Annotated in this window: 18 protein-coding genes; 13 read left to right on the top strand and 5 right to left on the bottom strand. The window is 68.6% G+C overall.

Features of this window, described 5'->3' with window-relative positions; all coding sequences use genetic code 11:
• Window positions 1-22: 22 nt before the first annotated feature.
• The gene (locus EV643_RS27965) at window positions 23-1,558 is read right to left on the bottom strand and encodes an MFS transporter (protein WP_133803140.1); all 1,536 of its coding nucleotides are present in this window, start codon (window positions 1,556-1,558) and stop codon (window positions 23-25) included.
• A 159-nt stretch (window positions 1,559-1,717) separates the two neighbouring features.
• Between EV643_RS27965 and EV643_RS27960 the strand changes: the two genes are divergently transcribed.
• A complete protein-coding gene (locus tag EV643_RS27960; RefSeq protein WP_133803139.1) occupies window positions 1,718-2,641 on the top strand; it encodes a LysR family transcriptional regulator in 924 nt (307 codons plus the stop codon).
• Here EV643_RS27960 and EV643_RS27955 read toward each other — a convergent pair.
• Window positions 2,613-3,440: a UbiA family prenyltransferase gene (locus EV643_RS27955; protein ID WP_238165847.1), complete on the bottom strand. Its 828-nt coding sequence runs from the start codon at window positions 3,438-3,440 to the stop codon at window positions 2,613-2,615. The two genes, EV643_RS27960 and EV643_RS27955, sit on opposite strands and share 29 nt — an antisense overlap.
• An 18-nt stretch (window positions 3,441-3,458) precedes the next feature.
• Here EV643_RS27955 and EV643_RS27950 point away from each other — a divergent pair, with 18 nt between their 5' ends.
• The 3 genes from EV643_RS27950 to EV643_RS27940 are packed head-to-tail and all read left to right on the top strand — an operon-like array spanning window position 3,459 to window position 6,051.
• Window positions 3,459-4,502 carry a type III polyketide synthase gene (locus tag EV643_RS27950; RefSeq protein WP_133803138.1) on the top strand — a complete coding sequence of 348 codons (1,044 nt, stop codon included), beginning with the start codon at window positions 3,459-3,461 and terminating at the stop codon, window positions 4,500-4,502.
• A complete protein-coding gene (locus EV643_RS27945) occupies window positions 4,502-5,041 on the top strand; it encodes an isoprenylcysteine carboxyl methyltransferase family protein (RefSeq protein WP_133803137.1) in 540 nt (179 codons plus the stop codon). Before EV643_RS27950 ends, EV643_RS27945 begins: the two co-directional genes overlap by 1 nt.
• Entirely contained in the window at window positions 5,038-6,051 is a 1,014-nt protein-coding gene (locus tag EV643_RS27940) for an NAD(P)/FAD-dependent oxidoreductase (protein ID WP_133803136.1), read from the top strand. Before EV643_RS27945 ends, EV643_RS27940 begins: the two co-directional genes overlap by 4 nt.
• A 401-nt stretch (window positions 6,052-6,452) precedes the next feature.
• On the opposite strand, the gene EV643_RS27935 is transcribed toward EV643_RS27940, so the two are convergent.
• Window positions 6,453-8,006, bottom strand: coding sequence for a helix-turn-helix domain-containing protein (locus EV643_RS27935; RefSeq protein ID WP_133803135.1), 1,554 nt, complete (start codon window positions 8,004-8,006; stop codon window positions 6,453-6,455).
• A gap of 90 nt (window positions 8,007-8,096) precedes the next feature.
• Here EV643_RS27935 and EV643_RS27930 point away from each other — a divergent pair, with 90 nt between their 5' ends.
• The 4 genes from EV643_RS27930 to EV643_RS27915 all read left to right on the top strand — a co-directional run bounded on the left by EV643_RS27930 (window position 8,097) and on the right by EV643_RS27915 (window position 12,460).
• The gene (locus EV643_RS27930; RefSeq protein ID WP_133803134.1) at window positions 8,097-9,374 is read left to right on the top strand and encodes an NAD(P)/FAD-dependent oxidoreductase; all 1,278 of its coding nucleotides are present in this window, start codon (window positions 8,097-8,099) and stop codon (window positions 9,372-9,374) included.
• A 226-nt stretch (window positions 9,375-9,600) separates the two neighbouring features.
• Window positions 9,601-10,458, top strand: coding sequence for a hypothetical protein (locus EV643_RS27925; protein WP_133803133.1), 858 nt, complete (start codon window positions 9,601-9,603; stop codon window positions 10,456-10,458).
• Complete coding sequence (locus tag EV643_RS27920; protein WP_133803132.1) at window positions 10,449-11,702, top strand: hypothetical protein; 1,254 nt, start codon at window positions 10,449-10,451, stop codon at window positions 11,700-11,702. Before EV643_RS27925 ends, EV643_RS27920 begins: the two co-directional genes overlap by 10 nt.
• Window positions 11,702-12,460 carry a hypothetical protein gene (locus tag EV643_RS27915; RefSeq protein WP_133803131.1) on the top strand — a complete coding sequence of 253 codons (759 nt, stop codon included), beginning with the start codon at window positions 11,702-11,704 and terminating at the stop codon, window positions 12,458-12,460. Before EV643_RS27920 ends, EV643_RS27915 begins: the two co-directional genes overlap by 1 nt.
• A gap of 68 nt (window positions 12,461-12,528) precedes the next feature.
• Here the strand turns inward: EV643_RS27915 and trxA are convergent, their stop codons facing one another.
• Both trxA and EV643_RS27905 read right to left on the bottom strand, forming a co-directional pair.
• Entirely contained in the window at window positions 12,529-12,918 is a 390-nt protein-coding gene (gene trxA / locus EV643_RS27910; protein WP_133803130.1) for a thioredoxin, read from the bottom strand.
• A gap of 115 nt (window positions 12,919-13,033) precedes the next feature.
• A complete protein-coding gene (locus EV643_RS27905) occupies window positions 13,034-13,909 on the bottom strand; it encodes an aldo/keto reductase (protein WP_133803129.1) in 876 nt (291 codons plus the stop codon).
• 791 nt (window positions 13,910-14,700) lie between these two features.
• Here EV643_RS27905 and EV643_RS27900 point away from each other — a divergent pair.
• The 5 genes from EV643_RS27900 to EV643_RS27880 are packed head-to-tail and all read left to right on the top strand — an operon-like array spanning window position 14,701 to window position 21,836.
• Window positions 14,701-15,600: a conjugal transfer protein gene (locus EV643_RS27900; protein ID WP_166665605.1), complete on the top strand. Its 900-nt coding sequence runs from the start codon at window positions 14,701-14,703 to the stop codon at window positions 15,598-15,600.
• 49 nt (window positions 15,601-15,649) lie between these two features.
• Window positions 15,650-15,940: a hypothetical protein gene (locus tag EV643_RS27895; protein ID WP_133803127.1), complete on the top strand. Its 291-nt coding sequence runs from the start codon at window positions 15,650-15,652 to the stop codon at window positions 15,938-15,940.
• A complete protein-coding gene (locus EV643_RS27890) occupies window positions 15,941-16,501 on the top strand; it encodes a hypothetical protein (RefSeq protein WP_133803126.1) in 561 nt (186 codons plus the stop codon).
• The gene (locus EV643_RS27885) at window positions 16,498-19,848 is read left to right on the top strand and encodes an ATP-binding protein (RefSeq protein ID WP_133803125.1); all 3,351 of its coding nucleotides are present in this window, start codon (window positions 16,498-16,500) and stop codon (window positions 19,846-19,848) included. Before EV643_RS27890 ends, EV643_RS27885 begins: the two co-directional genes overlap by 4 nt.
• Window positions 19,845-21,836 (top strand): TrbL/VirB6 family protein, encoded by a 1,992-nt coding sequence (locus EV643_RS27880; RefSeq protein ID WP_133803124.1) that lies wholly within the window; start codon window positions 19,845-19,847, stop codon window positions 21,834-21,836. Before EV643_RS27885 ends, EV643_RS27880 begins: the two co-directional genes overlap by 4 nt.
• Window positions 21,837-21,847 lie beyond the last annotated feature (11 nt).

The raw sequence follows: 21,847 nt of genomic DNA, 5'->3' as shown, positions 1-21,847 counted from the left end.
TCCCCGGAGGGTGTCTGGGGCCTCAGTGGTGCAGGGGTTTGCGACGCGTCGTGCGAGTTGGGCGGGTGTGCGGGTCGCTCCGGGCGTGCCGGCGGCGGCCGATCACGAAGGGGCGGGACGGAGTGGGTACAGGCGATTCGGGACGGGCGATCCGTACCGGGGTCTGCTCGAGGCCGAGCCGCACAGGTGGCTGGTGCCAGGGGGAGCGGGGGGTCCGGACCAGGATGAGCCGGAAGCGCCCGGCCCGGGCCAGCTTGATCCCGATCGCGACGGTCGCGATCGCCGGAATCAGCCCGGCCATCAGCAGGCTGACCCGCGCTCCCCAGTGCTCGGCGATGAAACCGACCAGCGGACCGCCGATCGCGCCGCCGCCGATGAAGACCAGGTTGTAGAGCCCGGAGACCCGGCCGCGCAGTCCGTCCGGTGTGGTCAGCTGGACCATCGACTGGGCCGCGGTGAGGAACATCAGCGTGGCCATGCCGAGGGCGGCGAGCAGTGGCAGGAAGGTCCACAGTGACGGCTGGATCGCCGCGAGCATCTCGGTGATCGCCAGCAGCGAGGCGATCCCGACCAGGTTGCGAAGCCGGGTCGGCCGGATCCGCCGGGCCGACAACAGCGCGCCGATCAGCGCGCCGGCCGCGACCACCGAGTTGAGGACGCCGTACCCGGTCGCGCCGGTGTTGAAGACGATGTCGGCGAACGCGGTCAGGGTGACCGCCAGGCTGATGGTGAACATGCCGAAGATTCCGACCAGCACGATCGCCCAGCGCACGGCCGGTTCGTGGACGGCGTACCGGAAGCCGTCGCGGAGGCCGTCGCGGATCCGCATCCCCTGGCTCGCCTTCCGGGCCGCGTTCAGGCCCGGCATCTCGTGCTCGCGCATCCGCAACAGCGCGGAGATGGAGACGAAGAAGGTTGCCGCGTTCACCGCGAACGACCAGCCGGTGCCGAGTACGCCGACCATCGCACCGCCGAGCGCCGGGCCGATCAGGCTGCCGAGCTGGAAGGTGGACGAGACCATGCTGATCGCGTTCCGGAGCCGGTCCTTCTCGACCAGCTCGGTGACGAAGGACTGCCGGGTCGGGTTGTCGACGGCGGTGGCCAGGCCGAGCGCCAGCGCCATCGTGTAGACCTGCCAGACCTGCACGTCGCCGGTGAAGGCGAGCACCGCGAGGATCGCGGCGATGCTGCCCATCGTCGCCTGGGTGACGAGCAGCACCCTGCGTTTCGGGAACCGGTCGGCGATGACCCCGCCGTACATGCCGAGCAGGAGGGTGGGCAGGAACTGCAGCGCGGTGGTGATGCCCACCGCGGTGGCGCTGCCGGTCAGCGTCAGCACCAGCCAGTCCTGGGCGATGCGCTGGACCCAGCCGCCGATCGAGCAGGCCAGCAGACCGCTGACCAGAAGCCGGAAGTTCCGCACCTGCAATGCGCTGAAGGTATCCCGGAAGCCGGGCCGGCGCTGGGCCGGCGGCAACTCGCCCGGAGGGCTTGGAGGGTTCGTTCGGTGGGTGTGGAAGTCGGGGACATGGACGGAACCGGTGGCCCGGGTGCTCAAGTTTCAACCTTACGCAAGTGGACGTGCAGGGGAGGTCGGCACCATCCTCACCGGTCCGGGCCGGATTCCGACAGAGAATTACTCCTATTAGTCTTATTGCGTCCTGCTATGGCTGTGTCCCGCTATGGTCGGGGCAGATGGACAACTGGGGAATGTTGGATGAAGGGGAGACCGGTGGCGTACGACCCGGATCAGCTGCGCACGTTCCTTGCCGTGGCGCAGTCGCTCAGCTTCACCCAGGCGGCCGAGCGGCTCGGCATCCGGCAGCCGACGGTGAGCCAGCACGTCCGCAAACTGGAGACCGCCGTCGGCCGGCCGCTGTTCGTCCGGGACACCCGGACGGTGACGCTGACCGCGGACGGCGAGGCGATGGCCGGATTCGCCCGGACCATCCTCGCCGCGCACGAGGAGGCGGTCGGCTACTTCACCGGGTCGGAGCTGCGCGGCCGGCTGCGGTTCGGCGTGACCGACGACCTCGCGCTCACGCCGCTGCCGCGGATCCTGCGCGACTTCCGGCAGCTCTATCCGCGGATCGACCTGGAGCTGACCGTCGCGCAGAGCCCCAACCTGCTCCGCCGGGTGGAATCGGGGCACCTCGATCTGGCGTACGTGAAGCATCCGACCGGCGGCGGCTACGAGCCGAACGGCCGGCTGGTCCGCCGGGATCCGCTGGTCTGGGCCGGCATCAACGGCACCCGGATCGCCCCGGACGGTCCGGTGCCGCTAGTGGCCTATCAGGCCCCCAGCCTCAGTCGTTCGCTCGGTGTTCAGACGCTGGAACAGGCCGGGCGGTCCTGCCGGATCACCTGCATCGTGCGTGGCGTCAACGGGGTGCTGGCCGCGGTCCGGGCCGGGCTCGGAATCGCGATCTTTGCCCGGTCGCTGATGCCGGCCGACCTGGTCGAGCCGCCGCCGAGTACGGGTCTGCCCGAACTGCCGCCGATCGACCTGGTCCTGATCACCAACCCGCGAGCCGCGAAGGAACCGGCCGAGGCCCTGACCGCCGCAATCCTCGGCAGCAACGCACCGCTCAAACCCGACACGGTGGAAACCCCTATGGCACCAGGGCGTCGCCGCGGATGACCAGTACGACGACGCTCACCACGGCGACCGCGATCGTGAGCAGGAACGGCGCCTCCTTCCAGGCGACGATCACCGCGAGAAGTGCCGCCACTATCCCGAGTGCGAGCCAGCCGATTACGCCGACGGGGCCGCTCGGGGCAACGGTGAGAAGGACGGTGGCTGTGGCGAGCGGGAGCGGTGCGATCAGGCGGGCAGCCTGACCGAGGCGTTGCGGCCAGCCGCGGACACCGGTCGCGAGATCGTCCGCGAGATCCGGTACGACGTTCGCCAGGTGCGCGCCGATTCCGAGGAGTGCTGTAGCCGTGGTGGCCCACCAGGGCGCCCAGGTGTCGGTGGTGCCGAGCGTGACGAACGAGGGGAGGCCGCCGAACGCAACGGCGTACGGGGCCCAGGAGAATGGGGTCGACTTGAGGCCGAGGTTGTAGGCCCAGGCGCAGGCGACGAAGAGGAGATGGACCAGGCCGGCCAAGGCGCCGTTCGCGAGGGATACCGGAATGGTGAAGGCGAGCATGACGTAGGCACCGATCCAGAGTGTCCGGCGACTCACCAAGCCGAGCACGATCGGCTTGTCCTTCCGGTTCACAATGGTGTCGCGGACGGCATCAATCGCGTCATTGCTCCAGCCGATCGAGAGGTGGCCCGTGAGGATGGTTGCGGCGACGAGGAGACACCCGGCCGGGCTGCGGCCCGCCGACCAGGCGATCGCGGTGACGAGCGCGGTGACGGCGACCGTCGGCCCGGGATGGCAGGCCAGCGCGAGACCGAGGAGTGTCCGGCCGAGGTTGTGGATGCCTCTCACCGAAGCAACGATGTCACGATGACGCGGATCGCAGCGGTGCAGGCCGCGTTGCCGCCGTACCGCTATCCGCAGTCGGAGCTCACCGACGCGTTCGCCGCGATCTGCCTGCCCGACGGCAAGGGTCACGCCCTGCTCCGGCGGCTGCACGAGAACGCGGGCGTCTCCCATCGACACCTGGCCCTGCCGCTGGAGCAGTACGCCGTACTGAAGGACTTCGGCGAGGCCAACGACGCGTGGATCGCCACGGCGGTCGATCTCGGTGCCGAGGCGGTGAGTGGTGCGCTCGCGGCGGCCGGGTTGGGGGTCGAGGATGTCGACCTGTTGATGTTCACGACCGTGACCGGGATAGCGGCCCCTTCGATCGATGCGCGGGTGGCGCTGCGGCTCGGGCTGCGGGAGGACGTGAAGCGGGTGCCGTTGTTCGGGCTCGGCTGTGTCGGTGGGGCGGCCGGGATCGCGCGGGTGCATGACTACTTGAAGGCCTGGCCAACGCACGTGGCTGTTCTGTTGTCGGTGGAGCTGTGCTCGCTGACGCTGCAGCGGGATGACGCCTCGCTGCCGAATCTGGTCGGCGGGGCGTTGTTCGGCGACGGCGCGGCTGCGGTGGTGATGACGGGATCCGAGGTTCCGGCCGCTGGGCCGTCCGTGGTGGCGACACGGAGCCGGTTGTATCCGGAGTCCGAGCGGGTGATGGGGTGGGACGTCGGGTCGGGTGGTTTCCGGATCGTGCTCGGGGCGGACGTGCCGGACGTCGTACGGAAGTATCTGGGTGGGGACGTGCAGGCGTTTCTGGCTATGCACGGGCTGACGGTGCCGGAGATCGGGACGTGGGTGAGTCATCCGGGTGGGCCGAAGGTGCTGGAGGCGGTGTCCGAGACTTTGGAGCTGCGGCCGGGTGCGTTGGAGCTGACCTGGCGATCGCTCGACGCCGTGGGCAACTTGTCGTCCTCGTCGGTGCTGCACGTGCTCGGTGACACCCTGCGGCTGGATCCTACGGGGATGGGGTTGCTGTTGGCGATGGGGCCTGGCTTCTGTTCCGAACTCGTCCTGCTGGAGTGGTGATGGCTGGATCGTTGTGGCTGTACGCCGGTCTCGTGCTGCTGGTCGGGTTCGAACGGGTGGCCGAGCTGGTGGTGTCGCTGCGCAATGCGGCGTGGAGTTTCGCGCAGGGTGGGGTCGAGTCGGGCAAGGGGCATTACCCGTTCATGGTGGTGCTGCACACCGGGTTGCTCGCGGGGTGTCTGGTCGAGGCGATCGTGGCGGATCGGCCGTTCGTACCTTGGCTCGGTTTCGTGATGCTGGCGGTGGTCGTGCTCGCGCAGGGACTGCGCTGGTGGTGCATCACGGTGCTCGGCCGGCAGTGGAACACCCGGGTGATCGTCGTACCGGGGTTGTCATTGGTTGCCGCTGGCCCTTATCGGTGGGTGAGGCACCCCAACTACGTCGCGGTGGTCCTGGAGGGGATCGCGTTGCCGTTGGTTCACACGGCGTGGATCACGGCGCTGGTGTTCACGGTGCTGAACGTTCCGCTGCTGGCGGTCCGGATCCGGGCCGAGGAGGCGGCGCTGGCCACCGTACTGGGCGCGGCGCCGGCGAAGTGATCGATCTCCTGGTCGCCGGTGGCGGTCCCGCGGGTGCGGCGACGGCGATCCGGGCCGCGCTCGCCGGGCTCGAGGTGGTCGTGATCGAGCCGCGGGAGGCGCCGATCGACAAGGCGTGTGGTGAGGGGATCGCGCACAGTGCGGCTTCGTATCTCGAGCGGCTGGGTGTTTCGTTGGACGGGCGGCCGTTTTACGGCATTCGTTATCTTGATGGTCGTTTTTCGGTTGACGCCCGTTTTCGCGCCGGCCCGGGACTGGGCGTACGGCGAACGACGTTGCATCGGGCTTTGCATGAGCGGTTGTGTTCTCTTGGCGTTCCGGTGATTCGGGATCGGGTTGGCGCCGTCGTACAGAACAGCGCCTCCGTCACGGCGGCCGGACTCACTGCACGGTATCTGGCTGCGGCTGACGGTCTTCATTCGCCGATCCGCCGCCAACTCTCCCTGGCCGGCCGTGCCGGAGACGTCCGGCGGGGGCTGCGCCGGCATTACTCGATTCGGCCTTGGACTGATCTCGTCGAGGTCTACTGGTCCGCGTTGGGTGAGGCGTACGTGACTCCGGTCTCCGATGACGTGGTCGGGGTTGCGATCCTCACCTCGGCCCGCGGTTCCTTCGACTCACATCTCGACGCCTTTCCGCGGCTGCGGCAGCGGCTGGGGGAGGCGGAGGCCGCGTCGTCCGTGATGGGGGCGGGACCGTTGCGGCAGGTCGTCCGGCGGCGGGTGGCGGGGCGGGTGCTGTTGGTGGGTGACGCGGCCGGGTACGTCGATGCGCTGACAGGGGAGGGGATCGCGGTGGCGTTGCGGACGTCGGCCGAACTCGTGCGCTGTGTCGAGCGGGACGATGCGGCTTCGTACGAGGCGGCCTGGCGGCGGGTGTCCTGGGAGTGCCGGTTCCTGACCGCTTCGTTGCTCTGGGCCCGGAACAGGTCGTTGCTCGCTCCCCGGATCGTGCCGGCCGCCGCTCGGCTGCCTGCTGTCTACGGTGCGATCGTCAACCGGCTGGCCTGAGCGCTTTGGCCCTGAGCGTTTTGGGCCCTGAGTTTTTGCCCGGAGACAGCGCTGTGGCCCGGCGATCGCTCAGACAACCGCCGGGCCACACGCTTTGGGCCGAGCTTCCTGGTGAAAAGCTCGGACCACCCGCCCCAGCCTCCTGGTGAAAGGCTGGGACGGCGCCCCAGCCTCCTGGTGAAAGGCTGGGACAGTCCTGGGAGGAGATCCCGCGGCTTGTGCGAGCGGTGGAACCTCGTTCCTTCTGAGCAGTACTTTTCCAGGCGGATGTTGCTCAACCGTTGCCGGAATATGAAGCCTTGTTACTTGGCGCTGTGGTGAAGATCTCAACGTCAGCTGGACGTTTGTGACCCTTTTTCCTGTCTTGATGGGGTTTTGACCGAACCAGTGACTGAACTGGTTCAGTGTTCGGTGCGGACCGCGGCGATCTGCAGTTGCAACGCGAGGCGTTCACGCGGCTCGGACAGGTCCAGGTCCGCGATCTCGCCGATCCGGCGCATCCGGTGCCGCAGGGTGTTCGTGTGCAGGTGGAGTTCCTTGGCCGCCCGTTGTGGTTGGCCGGGATAGTCGAGCCACGCCTGCAGCGTTTCGACGTACCCGGTGTCGTGCTCGATGTCGTGCCGCAGCAACGTGGCCAGTGGTCCGTCCATCTTCGTGGTGTCGAGGGACGTGACTGCTCTGTGCACTGTGAGGATGTGCCACGCCTGCTCGACCCGTAGTACGGGGCCCTGGGCGACTCCGCGGCGTACGAGTCCTAGTAGTTCGACCGCCTCGGCCCGGGAACTGGGGAGGTCCGCGGGGTAACGCGCGAGCCCACCGGCCACTGCGGCGGTACCAGGGGAGTCTTTGGCCTGGTCAGCGATCAGCTTGCGCAACCAGCGCCACGAACCGGGGCCGTCGCGGTCGTCCGACACGACTGCGAGCACTGTGCCGTCCAGGTCTGCCAGGAGGGGTTCACTCCACCCGTACCGGCGACCGGTCGACTCCCACAGATCCAGCTCCTGCGGTACGTCGTACCCGCTGGGCGAAGCGAGGGCGACCACCCGCCACGGCGCTGGTGGCAGCCGTACGTCGACAGGGGAGTCGGGGGAGAACTGCCGCAACACAGTGCGCAGACGGTCAATCGCGCTGCGCCGTGCAACGTCTGCTTGAGCCCGGATGCGCAGTAGATGCAGTGCGAGTACAGACGCCGCGTTGCTTAGCTCCGCGGTCACGTCGTCGCTGACGGGGCCGTCCACCATCGCCCAGATCGACCCGAGCCATTCCCCGCCAGCCCGGACCGGTACGACGAGCCGGGGGCGCACGTTGGGCCCCGGCGGCACCAGGAACGGTTCACTCGACCGTGCCAGCCGCCGGAACACCCCACGGGCGCGGTAGTGCGCGATGACCTCGGCAGGGACCCGGCGGCCGACGATCGTCGATACGCGGGCCGGGTCGGCGTCGGAGAGGCTGTGCTGGGAGGAGTACGCCAGCACGCGCGACTGGTTGTCCTCGATCGTCACCGGCGCGTCCACGATCGCGGCGGCGGCGTCGGCGAGGGCGAACAGCTCCTGGTGTACTCCGGCGTCCCCGGCAGCGGGGGAGTTGGGTGCGGCCGCCCGGTCGATGACACCGCGCAGCAACCACACCACATGCGCCCAGGTCACACTCGGCTGCAGCGCGATCAGGGTGAGCAGCCACCGTTCGGCCGTGGCCACGACTGCTGGGTCCCGCGCCAGCCCGGTTCGTAGTACAACACCTGACGCGTTGCCTGCAGCGGACCGCTCCAGCAGCTCGACCGCCTCCTCCGCGTTGCGCAGGCCGAGTCCGAGGACGAGGTCACCGGGCTGTCCGGTGCCGGGCTCCTGCGGTTCGGCCAGGAACACGTCCCGGACCTCGCCGTCACCCTTGCCGGTGACGACCACTTCGAACAGGGCAGGGCCGACGGCGACGACCAGGTCAGGCGCGGTGATCATGAGGTTATTGTGCGCAGAGCACTCTCATTAAGGCCATCCTTGGTGCGATCGCACCATGACAGTCGCCTCAGCCCGACCGACCATCGATACATGACCGCAGCTGGTTCTTTCGCGCAGAGTACTCACGTCGTCCCCGACAAGGTTGCCGTGGTCGGCGCCGGCATGGTCGGCCTCGCCACCGCCTGGTTCCTCCAGGAACGCGGCATCGAGGTGACCGTGATCGACCGTGAGGGCGTCGCCGCCGGCGCGTCCTGGGGTAACGCGGGCTGGCTCACTCCCGGCCTCGCCACCCCGCTGCCCGAACCGGCTGTGCTCAAGTACGGCGTCCGTGCGGTGCTGAGCCCCTCCTCGCCGGTCTACGTGCCGCCGACGGCGAGCCCGCGGCTGTTGTCGTTCCTGACCCGCTTCGCTCGCAACAGCACCGCCGGACGCTGGAAGACCGCGATGGACGCGCTGGTGCCGATCAACCGGCAGGCGCTGACCGCGTTCGACTTCCTCGGCAAGGCCGGCGTCGAGGCCGAGACGTACGAGGCCAAGTCGTTCCTGGCCGCCTACCGGACCGTCGAAGAGCGGTCGGTGCTGCTGGAGGAGATCGAGCAGATCCACGCGGCCGGTCAGGACATCGAGTTCGAGCCGATCACCGGTGACGACGCCCGCGAGATCGAGCCGTCGCTGTCCGACGAGATCGGCGCCGCGATCCGGCTGCACGGCCAGCGGTTCATCAACCCGGGCGCGTACGTCCAGGTGCTGGCCGACTCGGTCGTCGCCCGCGGCGGCCGGTTGCGCACCGGCGTCGCCGTCAACGATGTCGTCGACGGGATCCGCGACGTCCGCGTGGTCACCTCCGACGGCGTGAGTGAGTCGTACGACGCGGTGGTGCTGGCCACCGGCGCCTGGCTCGGCAAGCTGGCCCGCGAGTTCGGCGTACGGACCGTAGTCCAGGCTGGCCGCGGCTACAGCTTCAGCGTGCCGATCGCCCACGTCCCGGCCGGCCCGGTGTACTTCCCGGCCCAGCGGGTCGCCTGCACGCCGCTCGGCGACCGGCTCCGGGTCGCCGGGATGATGGAGTTCCGCAAGCCCGACGCCAAGCTCGACCCGCGCCGGATCGACGCCATCGTCGAGGCCGCCCGCCCGCTGCTCCGCGACGCCGACCTGGACGCCCGCACCTTCGAGTGGGTCGGTCCGCGTCCGTGCACCCCGGACGGCCTGCCGCTGATCGGCGCCACCTCGTCGCCGCGAGTCTTCGCCGCCGGCGGGCACGGCATGTGGGGCATCACCCTCGGCCCGATCACCGGCCAGCTGCTGGCCGAGCAGATGACCACCGGCCGTACGCCGGACGAGCTGGCCCCGTTCAGCCCGCTGCGCTGATCCTCCTGAACCCCCGCTCCCTGTGGCGGGTCAGCCGCGTCAGTCGGGGGACCTGACGAGGCGAGAGCGTGGCCCCCCCGGTCGCCGTCCCTGCACGGCGCAAGACCCGGGGCAGCCACGCTCTCTGGTGCGTGTCGGTTGGGCACGATGACTTGCCGTAACCGGGGTCCGCGAGGATGATCAGCTCCATCCAGGGGTGGATTCGCCGAGGGGGGCTTCGGGCGGAATGGGCTTATATCCGTTTGGTTTCGACGAGAACTACTTCAACGCGTCGCCGTGGTCCGTCCGCCTGGCTCAGTGGGTCGCCGACAACGAGGGCATCGGGTTCGCCGGCGGCAACGCCGGCGTCGTTCGCCAGGTTCTCGAGGACGACGAGAACGGCCTGCGAACGGTCGTCAACATCACCGCGTTCTCGTTGTACATCGTCCTGCGGGACAACGCGTACAAGAACCTCTACGAGCGGCCCGCGATCGGCGGTGTGCCCCGAGAGCCGTGCGAAGTCCGCCAACGGGTGGACGACGCCCTCGGGCTTGGCAAGCAGACGTACTTCGGTGCGGCCGCTCTCGGTGGCGCCGGAGTCCGCTTCTACGGCGAGTACTGCATGGTGCTGAAGCTCAACCAGGTCGGCCAGAATGCGGGCCTGCTCGACCGCGACTCCTTCGACATCGACCTCGAACCGCTGAAGAGCCTGCCGCTGACGAAGGAACGGCTGGACGCTCTGCGCGGCGACTGGGACACCGACCGGATCGACATGGCCGTGCTCCGCGTCCTGCCCGAGCTCGGGCACAACCTCCGGCTCGTGACGAGTGGAACCATCTCCGACGCCTTGCTGCGCGACCAGGAGTTCATCGAGGTCCACCTCGACCACTCCTTCGAACCGCGTGGGATTGAGGAGGTCCGCGAGTCGCCCGACGAGACCGCCATCGAGATGTCGCTCCGGGCGCGTCAGTCCCGCGGCATCCCGTTGACCCAGGTCGAACAGGACTGGCTCCACCGGCGTACCTGGATCAGCAAGCAGCTCGCCGTGTACGGGGTCCGGCACCGGATCGTCACGCTGCACGGAAGGGGCTACCAGTGGAAGTGACGACGACGCCCTGGTTCATCGATGCGTGGGCCGTGTACGACGGGGTCGCGTTCGCCTCCCGCAGTGCACCCGAGATCCGCCGTACCGACCTGATGACGGAGGCCGAGACGACGGTGTTCCTGAGCGTCCCGGACCTCGAACCGATTCCGCTCGGCCGGATCACTACCGGCCTGCGGGCTGCCCGGGCCTCGTTCCAGGACGGATTCTTCGACCCGGACGGCACCGAGCTCGCGTTCGACTCGCTCGACGGGATCCGCGAGACCGTCCGCCGCGCCTACCTGGCCACCGGCCTCGGTCCTGGTGGGATCGCTGTTCCCGCCAGGCCCGAGCCCGGGCCGGCCAAACCGGCTCCCGGTGTTCAGCACTTCATCGAGGCGGTGCCGGACACTGCGGCCGAGGACGAGCCGCCGCTCGATCTCGTCCGCCGGTTGCTCGCGGAAGGTCCCACGCCACTGCGGCACGCAGTACGGGCGTACGCGAAGGCGGTGCTGCTCGATTGGGAGGCGGCCATCCCGCATCCGCTGCCCGAGACCGAGGACGCACTGGCCGAGTTCTATCTGGAGCTCACCGCCGCCGGGATCTGGTGGAGCGGGCGGGACCGGGCATCGTTCGTGGGTGATCACGGGCTGACCCTCGGGTCGCGGTACTTCGAATACCGGCGGGCCGATCCGGAGATGGCGGGGGCGAGGCGGCACTCCGGTTCGTGGCTGATCGCCGTGGCTCCGTGCCCGGCGTTGCCGTCGACACCCGTCTTCAGCCGGCTGTCCGATCCGCTCAAACTCAGCCTCTGCGATTCGCGGTACCTGGACCGCGGTGGGCTGTGGAAAGCCACGCAGCTGCTGCTGGCCGCGATTCTGGTGGGCGTGAACCGGGACGGGCCGGCCGGCTTCTGGCACGGCGCGGACCAGGTGCTGGATCACCGGATCCGGGAGGCGATGGACTGGCTGGAACGTCAGCTGCCACGCGCCGACCTGCCTGAGGCGGCCGATCGGTTGCTCAACGACTTCGCCCGTCAGTGGCTGGAAGGTCGGCCCGACCTCCCCGGATCCTTCCCGGCGCCCGATCCGTCCGGCGGTCCGTCAACCGATCCGGCCGGTGCCGCGCTCAGAACTCCATCCCTGGTGGAGGATCCGACCGGCAGGTACTGGTCGTACGAGGTGCGGATGCCGGACGACGTACAGGGCCATGAAGCTGGGGAGACGCTGGACCAGATGGAACCACCGACTTTGTCTGCGGGGGAATGATGAGCACCATCGTGATGCCCAGGGGGACGGCCGAGTGGGTCGGCGTGATCGCCCGGGGGTGCAGTCTGGCCGCGGGCGGCGCGTTGCTGGTCGGGGCGATCCTGGTCGTGTTCCGCGATGAGGGCAGCGTCAGTACGACCGCGTTGATCGTTGGCGCGATTCTGCTCGTGTTGCCGGCCGTTGTTGATCGGCTGACCGGATTCTCCGTTACTCCGGAAGGGTTCGACTTCCAGTTCACTCAGCAGGTGGCGGATCTTGGTGCACCGAAGACCGCTGCGCTGCTGGACGAGACCGGTATCGCGCGCGACCTGGAGACGTACGCCTACATCTACGGCGAACTGACCGGGCCGGAGCTACTGGAGACTCGGAAGCGGCTGCTGGACAAACTCGTCGCCCAGGCCACCGCGCTCGCGACCGCCCGGAAGTTCGATCCGGCCGAGGTGCAGCGGATGTTCGTGGACGGCTCTCCGGTGATGCGCGTGCTCGCTCTCGGTCTGATGGAGGGGGACAGCGCGCTGGTCAGTGCTGACGTGCTTCGGTCGGCCATCGTCGACTCGCGGACCGGCAACGAGCAGTACCACGGTCTCAAGCTCGCCGAACGCGCCTGGCCCCGGCTGTCCACCGAGAACCGGGCCGAGCTCATCGAGCTGATCACCCGCGACCGGCACATTCCCACGGACCGGGACCGGCTCCGCCTCGCCCAGCGGATCATGAACCTCCAAGAAGGCCACTACGAATCCGCCTGCGGCCCCACCTGACCGATCCAGGCACAGCGAAGCGGCGCGTCGCCCGGGAGCTGCCGGGTGGCGCGCCGCTTTCGGGCTGCTCAGTGGGTGTGGGGCTCGGTGCCGTGTTCGGCCTCGTGGGCAGCGATCTGGGCGCGGACCTCGTCCATGTCCACCGCGCGGAGCTGACCGATCAGGTCCTCCAGCGCCGCGGCCGGCAGCGCGCCCGGCTGGGAGTACAGGACGACGCCGTCGCGGACCGCCATCAGGGTCGGGATGGACCGGATCTGGAACGCCTGCGCCAGCTCGACCTGGTCCTCGGTGTCCACCTTGCCGAAGGTGATGTCGGTGTGCGTCTCCGACGACTTCTCGAACACCGGCCCGAACATCTTGCACGGACCACACCACTCCGCCCAGAAGTCCACCAGGACGAGCCCGTCGGAACCGACGACCTTGTCGAAGTTCTGCTGGGACAGCTCGACCGTTGCCACTACGACCTCCGAAGATTAGGGAATACGAAGAATCCAACAGCGCCGGCCCGCCCAGTGTTCCCGCCCCCCGGCCCGTGCGCCGTCCGTACCCCCTGGCCCAGCTCTCCGCGTCGGCTCAGAAGGGCATCGCCACGAACGGTGAGCTGTAGTCCTGGACCTCGTCGAGAATGGCGGCCGCGTCTTCAGCGCTCAGCTCGGCCCGCTCCTTCTCGGCGGTGATCATCTGCTGGAGCAACCTGGTCTCACCCGCCGTCGCCAGCCCGGTGATCTCCGGATGCCCGTTCAGCAACCAGGCCGTCGCCGCCGTGATGTAGCGCTGCTCGTCGAACGGCCGGTACCAGGTGTCGTACGGCTTCTCCTCGCCTTCCTGCCAGTTCCGCCGGGCGATCATCTTGATCGTCATCAGCGCCGCGTCCGAGGCCTTGATCGCCTCGACCAGCGCCGCGTAGTCGGCCGCGTACTGCGGGTCCTTGGCGAGCCGGTAGTTCAGCGGCGTCAGCACCGAGTCGAAGTCGAACCGGCGCAAACCCTCGGTATGCACGGCCGGCGCCTGCGCGGTGTGCCCGGTGATCCCGATCGCGGCGACCATGCCCTCCTCCTTGGCCCGGATCGCCGCCTCGAGCGAACCACCTTTGCCGGTGACCAGGTCGAGGTTCTCCAGGTCGCACACCGCATGCATCTGGATCAGATCGATCCGGTCGGTCCGCAGCCGTTCAAGCGAGCGGTTGATTTCCGACCACGCTTCGTCATATGTCCGGCGCCCGGTCTTGGTGGCCAGGAAGATGCGGTCCCGGATCTCACCCATCCGGGGGCCCAGCCGCTGCTCGGCCTCGCCGTAGTCCGCGGCGACGTCGAAGTGGTTGATCCCGGCGTCCAGCGCCTCCTGGATCGAGGCGTCCGCCCGGTCCTGATCCACCGCACCCAAGGCGGCGGCGCCGTAAATCAGTACGGAACTCTGGTGCCCGAGTCTGCCCAGCCGACGAGTCTCCATGCCTGTCCCTCCAGGGATCTGCCCACGAGCGTTGCAAGTCACCAAGAACCTAGCTCCCCGGACCCGGAAGCAAACTTTGACCCCACGCCACGACAGAGTTTTCCACAGGCCGGACGCTGAAGTCGGTTACTATCTGTGATCAGGTTGATGCGTTCTTTACCATGTTGTTCGCACGGATTTTCGAACCTGTCCGTCGCGTATGGCATGGTGTGCGCTGCCTGGCCGAACCCGGCCGGGCGGGAGAGAGGAGCTATGGCGAGGGTGCCGACAGTGTCACGCTTCGGACTGAAGGGTGCATCTGCCCGTGGAGCGGGTAACAGTATGGCTGCGGGCTGCGATGGAGCATCCGGATCCTGGTCTCAGGTCTCCCGGTGGTCAGTCGCTTGCCGTATCCTCCCGGCTACTGTCCGCGTAACTGCTGTCTGAGGGGCGGGTAGGCGATGAGTTGGTGGCGAACGTTGTTGAACCTGCCGCCAAAAGGTGAGCACTGGTCGGACCAGCGGCGTCAGAAGAAGACGGGCCGTGGGCGCCCGCAGAACACCGCACCGGAGTGGTGGCAGCACCCCGACGGCCCGGTGTCGCCGACCCCTCGGCAAGCACAGGGTGTAGCCGCGCAGTACAGCGATCCTCCGCCGACTTCCAGCACTGTGATGGCTCCTCCCCGCCGGCCACAGCAATCAAACGCTCGTACTGCGAATCCGCCGGAATCGACCGGTCCGCGACCACCCGAGCGACTCCGGCAACGGTCACCCCACGGGGCCCACGCGGCACCCCAGCCGCCACGTGGTCCGGTGGAGCCGAACCAGCATCCGCCGTGGTCGACCGAGCCCGAGTCCTCGTTCTCCACCTGGGCCCGGCGATTCTTCCGCGGTCTCGTCGTCGCGGTCCTGTTGTTGGCTGCGGCCAGTGGTGTGCGGTCCTGGGTCCGGCCGAACACGGCGCCGTCCACAGTGGTGACGGGCCAGTCCGGTTTCCCGTCCGACGAGGCCCGCGCGGTCGCCACGCGGTACGCGGTGTCCTATCTCAACTGGGACGAGGACAATCCGGATCGCCGGCCCGCGCAGGTCGGTCTGGATCTGGCCGCGGGATTGGACGCAAGGGCCGGGTGGAACGGTCGCGGCAAGCAGACCGCGAACGCGGCGTACCCGGGTGAGGTCAAGGTCGGCGACAGCGGCGTGACGGCGGTCGTCGACGTACGGGTGCAGGTGCGCCCGTTCACCAAGCAGGGCCGCGGCTGGAGCGGCGGCGAATATTCCTGGCAGCGCGTCTCCGTACCGGTGGTGCGGACGTCTTCGCGGGTCGTCGCCAGCGGCCCGCCGACGTTCGTCCCGGACGAGCGGGTGGCGCTGCCCGACAACATGCCGGAGGCCGGCGTCCCCGACGACGACCTGACCGCGGCCACGCTGAAGGACGCGGAGGCCTTCTTCAGCGCGTATGCCGAGTCCGATATCAAGGTCGCCGCGGTGACCGCGCCGGGTGCGACCATTCGCAGCCTGAACGGCGCGGTCAAGCTCGACCAACTGAAGGACTGGCAGGTCTTCACCGGTAACGATGACGAACGCCGGGCAACCGCGTCCGTCACCTGGGACGGGACGGGGGACACCACCCTCGACCAGACCTACTCGCTCACGTTACGGCGAACCGTCGCCGCCGACGGAGCACAACGGTGGCAGGTGGCAGGGGTCGGATGATTACTGCACACTGCCGTCGGACGACTGGAGCAACAAGGGAGACACCGCAATGATGACGACTCACCAACTGCTGGCGAGCGTGGTGGAGCTCGCCGCGCCGCTGGCCGACCCCAACGTCCCGACCGGCGCGGACTTCAAGGACTGGGTCCTGGTCATCGCGGGGAACATCTTCATCGCCATCCTCGTGCTGCGCGCCATCGGCCACTACTTCAAGCGCGAGTGGGGTGAGCTGTTCGGCCACATCGCGGCCGGTGTGCTCGTCGGTGGCCTGATCTATGCCAACAATCAGACCATCAACGTGCTCAAGGGCTTTTGGGGATTGCTCTCCGGAGGTAGCTGAATGCGCGTCGGCCGGACCCTGACCCACCACTTCGAGATCGAGACCCGGCAGTACGACCTGCTCGGCATCGACCTCGGCGAAGGCGCCCGTCGGCGGATGATCATCTTCGGTGTGGTGATCATCCTGCTCTGGGTGGCCTTGCTCATCCCGTTCATCGGGGTACCGAAGAAACCCACCGTCAGCCTGTACGTCGTACCGCCGTTCGTGATCACCGCGTTCGGCTGGCGGGCCGGGAAGCACCACGAACGCCGCCGCCGCGTGACCGAGTGGGCGCTGGCCGTCCGCTATGCGTTGCGCGCCCACCGCCCGATCATCGGACTCGGCGCCCGGGCCGCCGACAAGACGGAGTACCTGCCATGGCGTGAGCGCGTCGCGACCCAGAAGGTGGCCAACCTGGCGAAGGCCAGGGTGACCCCGGAATGGGACCGCGAGGCCGTGGTCGAACTCGACCCCCAGGTCCGTGCGGGTGCGGACATCACGGTGAGCCAGCGGGCTCGTCTGCTGGGGGCGGACCACGTGCAAAGGGTGAGTCGCCGGACGTCTGGGAAGAGGCACGGATGAAGATCGCTGACAAGCTCCTGAACCTGGTCGGGGTCGGTCGCGAACGCGGCCTGCCGCCACCACGCCTGGTGGCGATCGCCGACGGCCTGCTGGTGACGGAGCGCAGCGCCGAGGCGTGGTACCTGATCTCGGTCGCGAACACCGACCTGGCCACCGAGGCCGAACAGGACGCCGCTCTGGACGCCGCGGTCAGCGCCGCAGCGACCATCCTCGGCGACCGGCTCTGCCACCTGAAGGTGGTCTGGGGACGTTCCACCGGTCAGGACTACCTCGACAGCGTCGCCGGCCACTACCGGCTCGGTGATCACGAGGCCTGGGCGCAGACCCGCGGGGACCGGATCGACGAGATGCGGATGCCCGAGCGGTACGTCGCGCTCGGCGTCCACCTCAGCGACCGCGATCCGCGGGCGACCGCCCAGGTCCGCGGCTCGATCAGCGACGCCCTCGGGACCACGTCCTGGCGGGTTAGCGCGCGCGAACTCACCCACCTGGACGAACGCGTCCGCAAGCTCGCCCGTCAGCTCGGCTCGACCGTCTGGCGCGCCCACACGGCTCCGGCCGAGGTGATCTCCTGGCTGGTCAGCCGCGAGATGCACCGCGGTGCCGTGGCGGCACCCCGGCGCGGTCTGATCACCGGCGCCTCGCTGGCCCGCCTCACGGCCGGACGAGTCGTGCCCTACACCGACCACCTGCGCATCTTCGACACCCGCGGCCAGATCGCGGCGTTCACGACGGTGCTGGCGATGACGGACTTCCCCGAGGAGCTCGAGACCCCGGGTCCGGGGGAGTGGCTCCGCACGCTGTCCGAGATCAAGGCGATCGACGACGACGGCGACGAGATCGACGTGACCGTCGAGGCGTCCGTCCGTTTTCGCGTGCTGACCAAGAAGACCGCGCGGCACCTGGTCGACGAGACCCGCAAGAGCGCGAAGGAACAGCGCCGGTCCGCCGCGAAGGGGACAGCGGAGGAGACCGCCGACGAGATCGTCGAGACCGAACGGATCATGCGCGAGGTCAAGCGCGACATCAACCGCAGCGGCCTCACCCTGGTCGAGGACCATCCGCGGCTGCTGGTCAGCGCCGACACCCGCGAGGACCTGGAGACGTACGTCGACGCCGTCGTCGCGCACTACGCCGACCGCGGTATCACCGTCGCGGCGGGCGCCGACGAACAACGCGACCTGTGGCTCGAATCGCTGCCGGGTGACCAGCTCCGGGTGCCGGATCTCGGTCACGTACGCGAGTCGACCGCCTTCTTCGGTTCGTGGTTCTGGGGCGGCGCCTCGATCGGCGACGCGACCGGACCCTCGATCGGGTATCTGACCGGCTCGACTCCCGGGCTGGTCCGGTTCGACGCGGCCGCCGGTTCGGCTCTCGGTGACGCGACGACGACCTTGTTCCTCGGCCGTTCGGGTCGAGGCAAGACGACCGCCGCGATGCTGGGCGGCCTGGATTCCGCGTTCGCGGGTGCCTGGGTTCCGCTGCTGGATCTGAAGGGTGACGCGGCCGGCGTGTCCGCGGTAGCGGCGGAGTACGGCGTACCCACTGCTGTCATCGAGATCACCGCCCAGTTCTCCGGCGCGGCCGACCTGCTGCGGGTGCTGCCCGTCGACGATGCGTTGCTGCAGGCACCTTCTCAGTTGATGTTGCTGCTTCCCCCGCATCTGCGCGGTGCGGCCGAAGCGCCGGTCGTCGCGGCGACGCGGGCCGAGATCCAGTCGCCCGACCCGTCGTCGTGGGGCGTCATCCAGCGACTCTGCGCCTCCGAATCCGAGACCACCCGGACGGTCGGGTTCGCCCTGCGCGACCTGGTGGAGACCGGCCTCGGTTCGGTCGTGGCTGGCCCGCCCTCGGGTCTGTCTTCGTTGACCACCAACCCGGGCCTGTGGGTCGTGCAGATGCCCGGCCTGACCCTGCCGTCACCGGAGTCCGCACCCGAGTCGTGGTCCCCGATCGAACGCGTCGGCATGGCCTGCCTCCGCGGCTGCCTCGCCTGGATGGTCCGTACGACCGGCCGCCGGGAGTTCCGTGGCCGCTCCAAGGTCGTCATCGTGCCCGAGGTCCACCTGCTCACCAAGACCCCGGACGGCGCTTCCTTCCTCGACTACATCGCCCGCGTCGGCCGTGCCCTCGGCGCATCCCTCGTCCTCGACACCCAGGACCCGGCGTCGATCCTGAAGCTGCCCGGCCTGGTCGAGCAGATCACCACCCTGTTCGCCTTCAGCCTGCGTTCCCGCGAACAGGTCGACTCTCTGCTGGAGTTGCTGGGCCGGCCGCAGACCCCGCCGTACCAGACCCTGGTCCGCGGCATCAACACCGCCGCCAACGGCAAAAGCATCCGCCACGGCCACTGCATCATGCGCGACCGCTGGGACGAGGTAGCCACAGTCCAGATCGACATCCCCAGCCAGCGGGTCGCCGAACTCCTACGCACCACCCCCGAATCCGAACACGACCAAGAACCAACCCAACCCATCCTCCTGCCCTACGAAGAACCAGACCCCTTCGCCGACGACGACGAGTTCGAAGACGACTACCTAGAACCCGCCGCCACAGCCCAGGCCAACCTCCACCCCCACACCCCAGCCCCAGCCAACGCCCAGGGCTATGCGCCGACCCACGCCCAGCCCCCGGCCCCCGCCGAGGAGGTCGCCCTGGCTCACCCCCAGGACTCCGCCTCCGCTGAGGGCACCGCACCTGCTCACACCCAGCACTCGGTTCCGGCCGACGCTCAGGGCTCTGCTCCGGCTCACGCCCAGTACGCCGTTCCGCCTGACGCCCAGGGCTCTGCTCCGGCTCACGCCCAGCCCCCGGCCCAGTACGCCGTCCCGGCTGACGCCCAGGCCGCTGCTCCGCCGTACGTCGAGGGCACCGTTGCGAGTGACGCCCAGGCTCTCCCCGCGGCCGACGCCGAGGGTGCCGCTCCGGCTCACACCTACGGCACCGCTGCGCCTGACCCCCAGGTCCCTGCGGCAGCACACCCCCAGGCGGCCCCGGCTGTCGGCCCCACCCCGGCCCACGCACCCGCAACGCCTCCGGCCACCCCGGCGGACCACCAGCCCTCCGCCCCCCACACCAACGGCCAACACCCCACCGCCACCACACCCCCCGCCCCAGACCCCTCCTTGGCACCCCACCAAAACGGCACCGCCCCAACCCCAACACCGCCCAACGGCCAGGACCGCCCCCACCACCCCCCTCGCTACGACGAGCCCATCGGCCCCGACGAGGTCTACGACCAAGAAGCCGACGAAGCCGCCTACAACGAGGCCATGTACCACCCCACCCCCGAAGACCCGCCAGGCGGCGACCGCCCACCCACCGGCAAGAAAGAGCACGTCGCATGACCTGGCCGCGCCGCCTCCGCACGGCGCTCTTCGTGCTCACCATCTCCACCATCATCACCACACAGGTCGCGCTCGCGGCGGACCCGCAGCAGCCGACCACACCGACAGGATTCGGCGATCTGCTGCCGGCGCCCGATCTCACTCATGGTGATACACGGACGCTGTTCGAGCAGTACAACCCGATGGCTTACAGCCTCGACTTCGAGGGAAGCTTCAGCGATCCGTTCCGTCCTGTGTTCAACTCGTTCGCACAGATGCTGATGCTGTACATCGTCGCTGCCACCCGTGCGGCGATCGCGATCGGATGGTGGCTTTTCTCCTTCACGGACATCCGGCCGCTGATGGATGCAACATCGCACGCGATCGGGGACGTCAGCACGCAACTCACCGGATGGCTGCTGCCATCGGCGCTCGCCCTGGGTGCGATCGCGGCCTACGTTCAGCGCAAGTCGAGTGGTACGGCCCTCGGACAACTGGTCTGGGTCTTCGCAGCCGCTCTGCTGGCGATCAGCCTGGCGGTAGGACCCGCGACTTGGCTCAAGGGGGTCGACGGCGCCCGCCAGGTCGGTGCTCAGACTGTCATGGGTGCGTCCGGACAGGTCGTCGGTACGACTCTCAAAACGCCGTTCGAGATGCCTGAGCCAGCATTTCCGGGCACAGCCCGAGACACGATGCTGAGGAAGTCCGGTGATGCCGCCTGGCGCGGCTTCGCTGTCACGCCTTGGTGCATCGCGGAATTCGGTTCCCTGGAGGCATGCGGCCGCTACGGCAAGGGGATGCTCGACACAGGGATCGACGGTAGCCAGCGGATGGACTACATCAAGAACGACGTCGCCAAGGGCGAGGGGGGAGGAGATGCACCAACGGTGAAATGGGCGAAGGGGGAGAACCCCTTCGGTCGAATCGGTGTACTGATCATCGCGGCCGTCGCTGCATCCCTGTTTGCCTTTCTAAATATCGGACTGGCGGCGACTGCGTTGATGGCGTTTGTCGGTTGCTTGGTGATGCTCGTCGTCGGTGTGGTTTTCGCGTGCTTGTTCATCATTCCTGGGCGATCGCGGCAATGGGGAATGAACTGGCTCGAAGCGCTCCTTGGATTGGTCTTGCAGTCTGTCGCCGCGATGCTCGTCTTCGGGGTCGCCCTCTCCTTGCTTACGGCAGTCTTCGGCCTCAGCCAGAGCCTCGGTTGGTTGCCTGTGACCGGCCTCGCGTTGGTAGTGCTGATCGCTGCGTTCAGGCTGCGGCGGTTGCTCGAGTCACTGACGACGATGATGCGGCCGGGGGTTGGCAGCATGATGATGGGCTCGTACGCCCGTCGCGGTGCCGTGCAGGCGATGCGCCGGGTGGTCACGGCAATTCGTAGCCGTGGTTCGGCTCCATCTACTGCCGAGCGCCAGGGTGAGCGAGGGAAGGGCTCCGGCAAGGTGGACGAAGCTGGCGGGCGGGTCGAGACCAACCGCGTATATCGAACGATGCCCACGCCCGGCTTTGGCCGCGGTCAGCAGACCGATGCACAGTCGGACAAGTCGACGAGCAACAGCGGAAGGTCCGCCAAGGCGGGCGAAATGACCAGGCCTGGTATCGGTGGAACGGTGACCAGGCGGCCGGGTGACCGCCGCGAGTCGGCGGGCCAACCCGGCGACGTGGTGGCTCCGGTGCTTGGCAAGGCCAAACCGTCGTCGAACCGTCGATCGAGAGATGTCTATCAGGGCGGCACCTTCGAACCGAGCAAGCCGACGGTTGGATCAAGCAAGAACTCGACGGAGCGAAGCTCCGGACGGCATGCAAAGGCATCCAGCGCGGCGGCTCAGCTCCGGCAGGGACACTACGAGCCCAGACGGCACGTTCATTCGGCCAGTCTCAGGGAAGGCCCGGCCAAGATCGCTCGGGAGACTCGCAAGCCGGTCGGTTCTCAGCGGCGCTTTCGCGAGTACTCCGCCGCGCGTAGCAGCGGGCCCACCAGCCACCGATCCCCAGGTGGGCGGTGATCCCACGTGGG

Origin of the sequence: Kribbella caucasensis (assembly GCF_004361855.1) — a bacterium.
Classification (GTDB): domain Bacteria; phylum Actinomycetota; class Actinomycetes; order Propionibacteriales; family Kribbellaceae; genus Kribbella; species Kribbella caucasensis.
The sequence above is the reverse complement of the archived record's forward strand: the minus strand, read 5'-3'. Positions and strand labels throughout refer to the sequence as shown.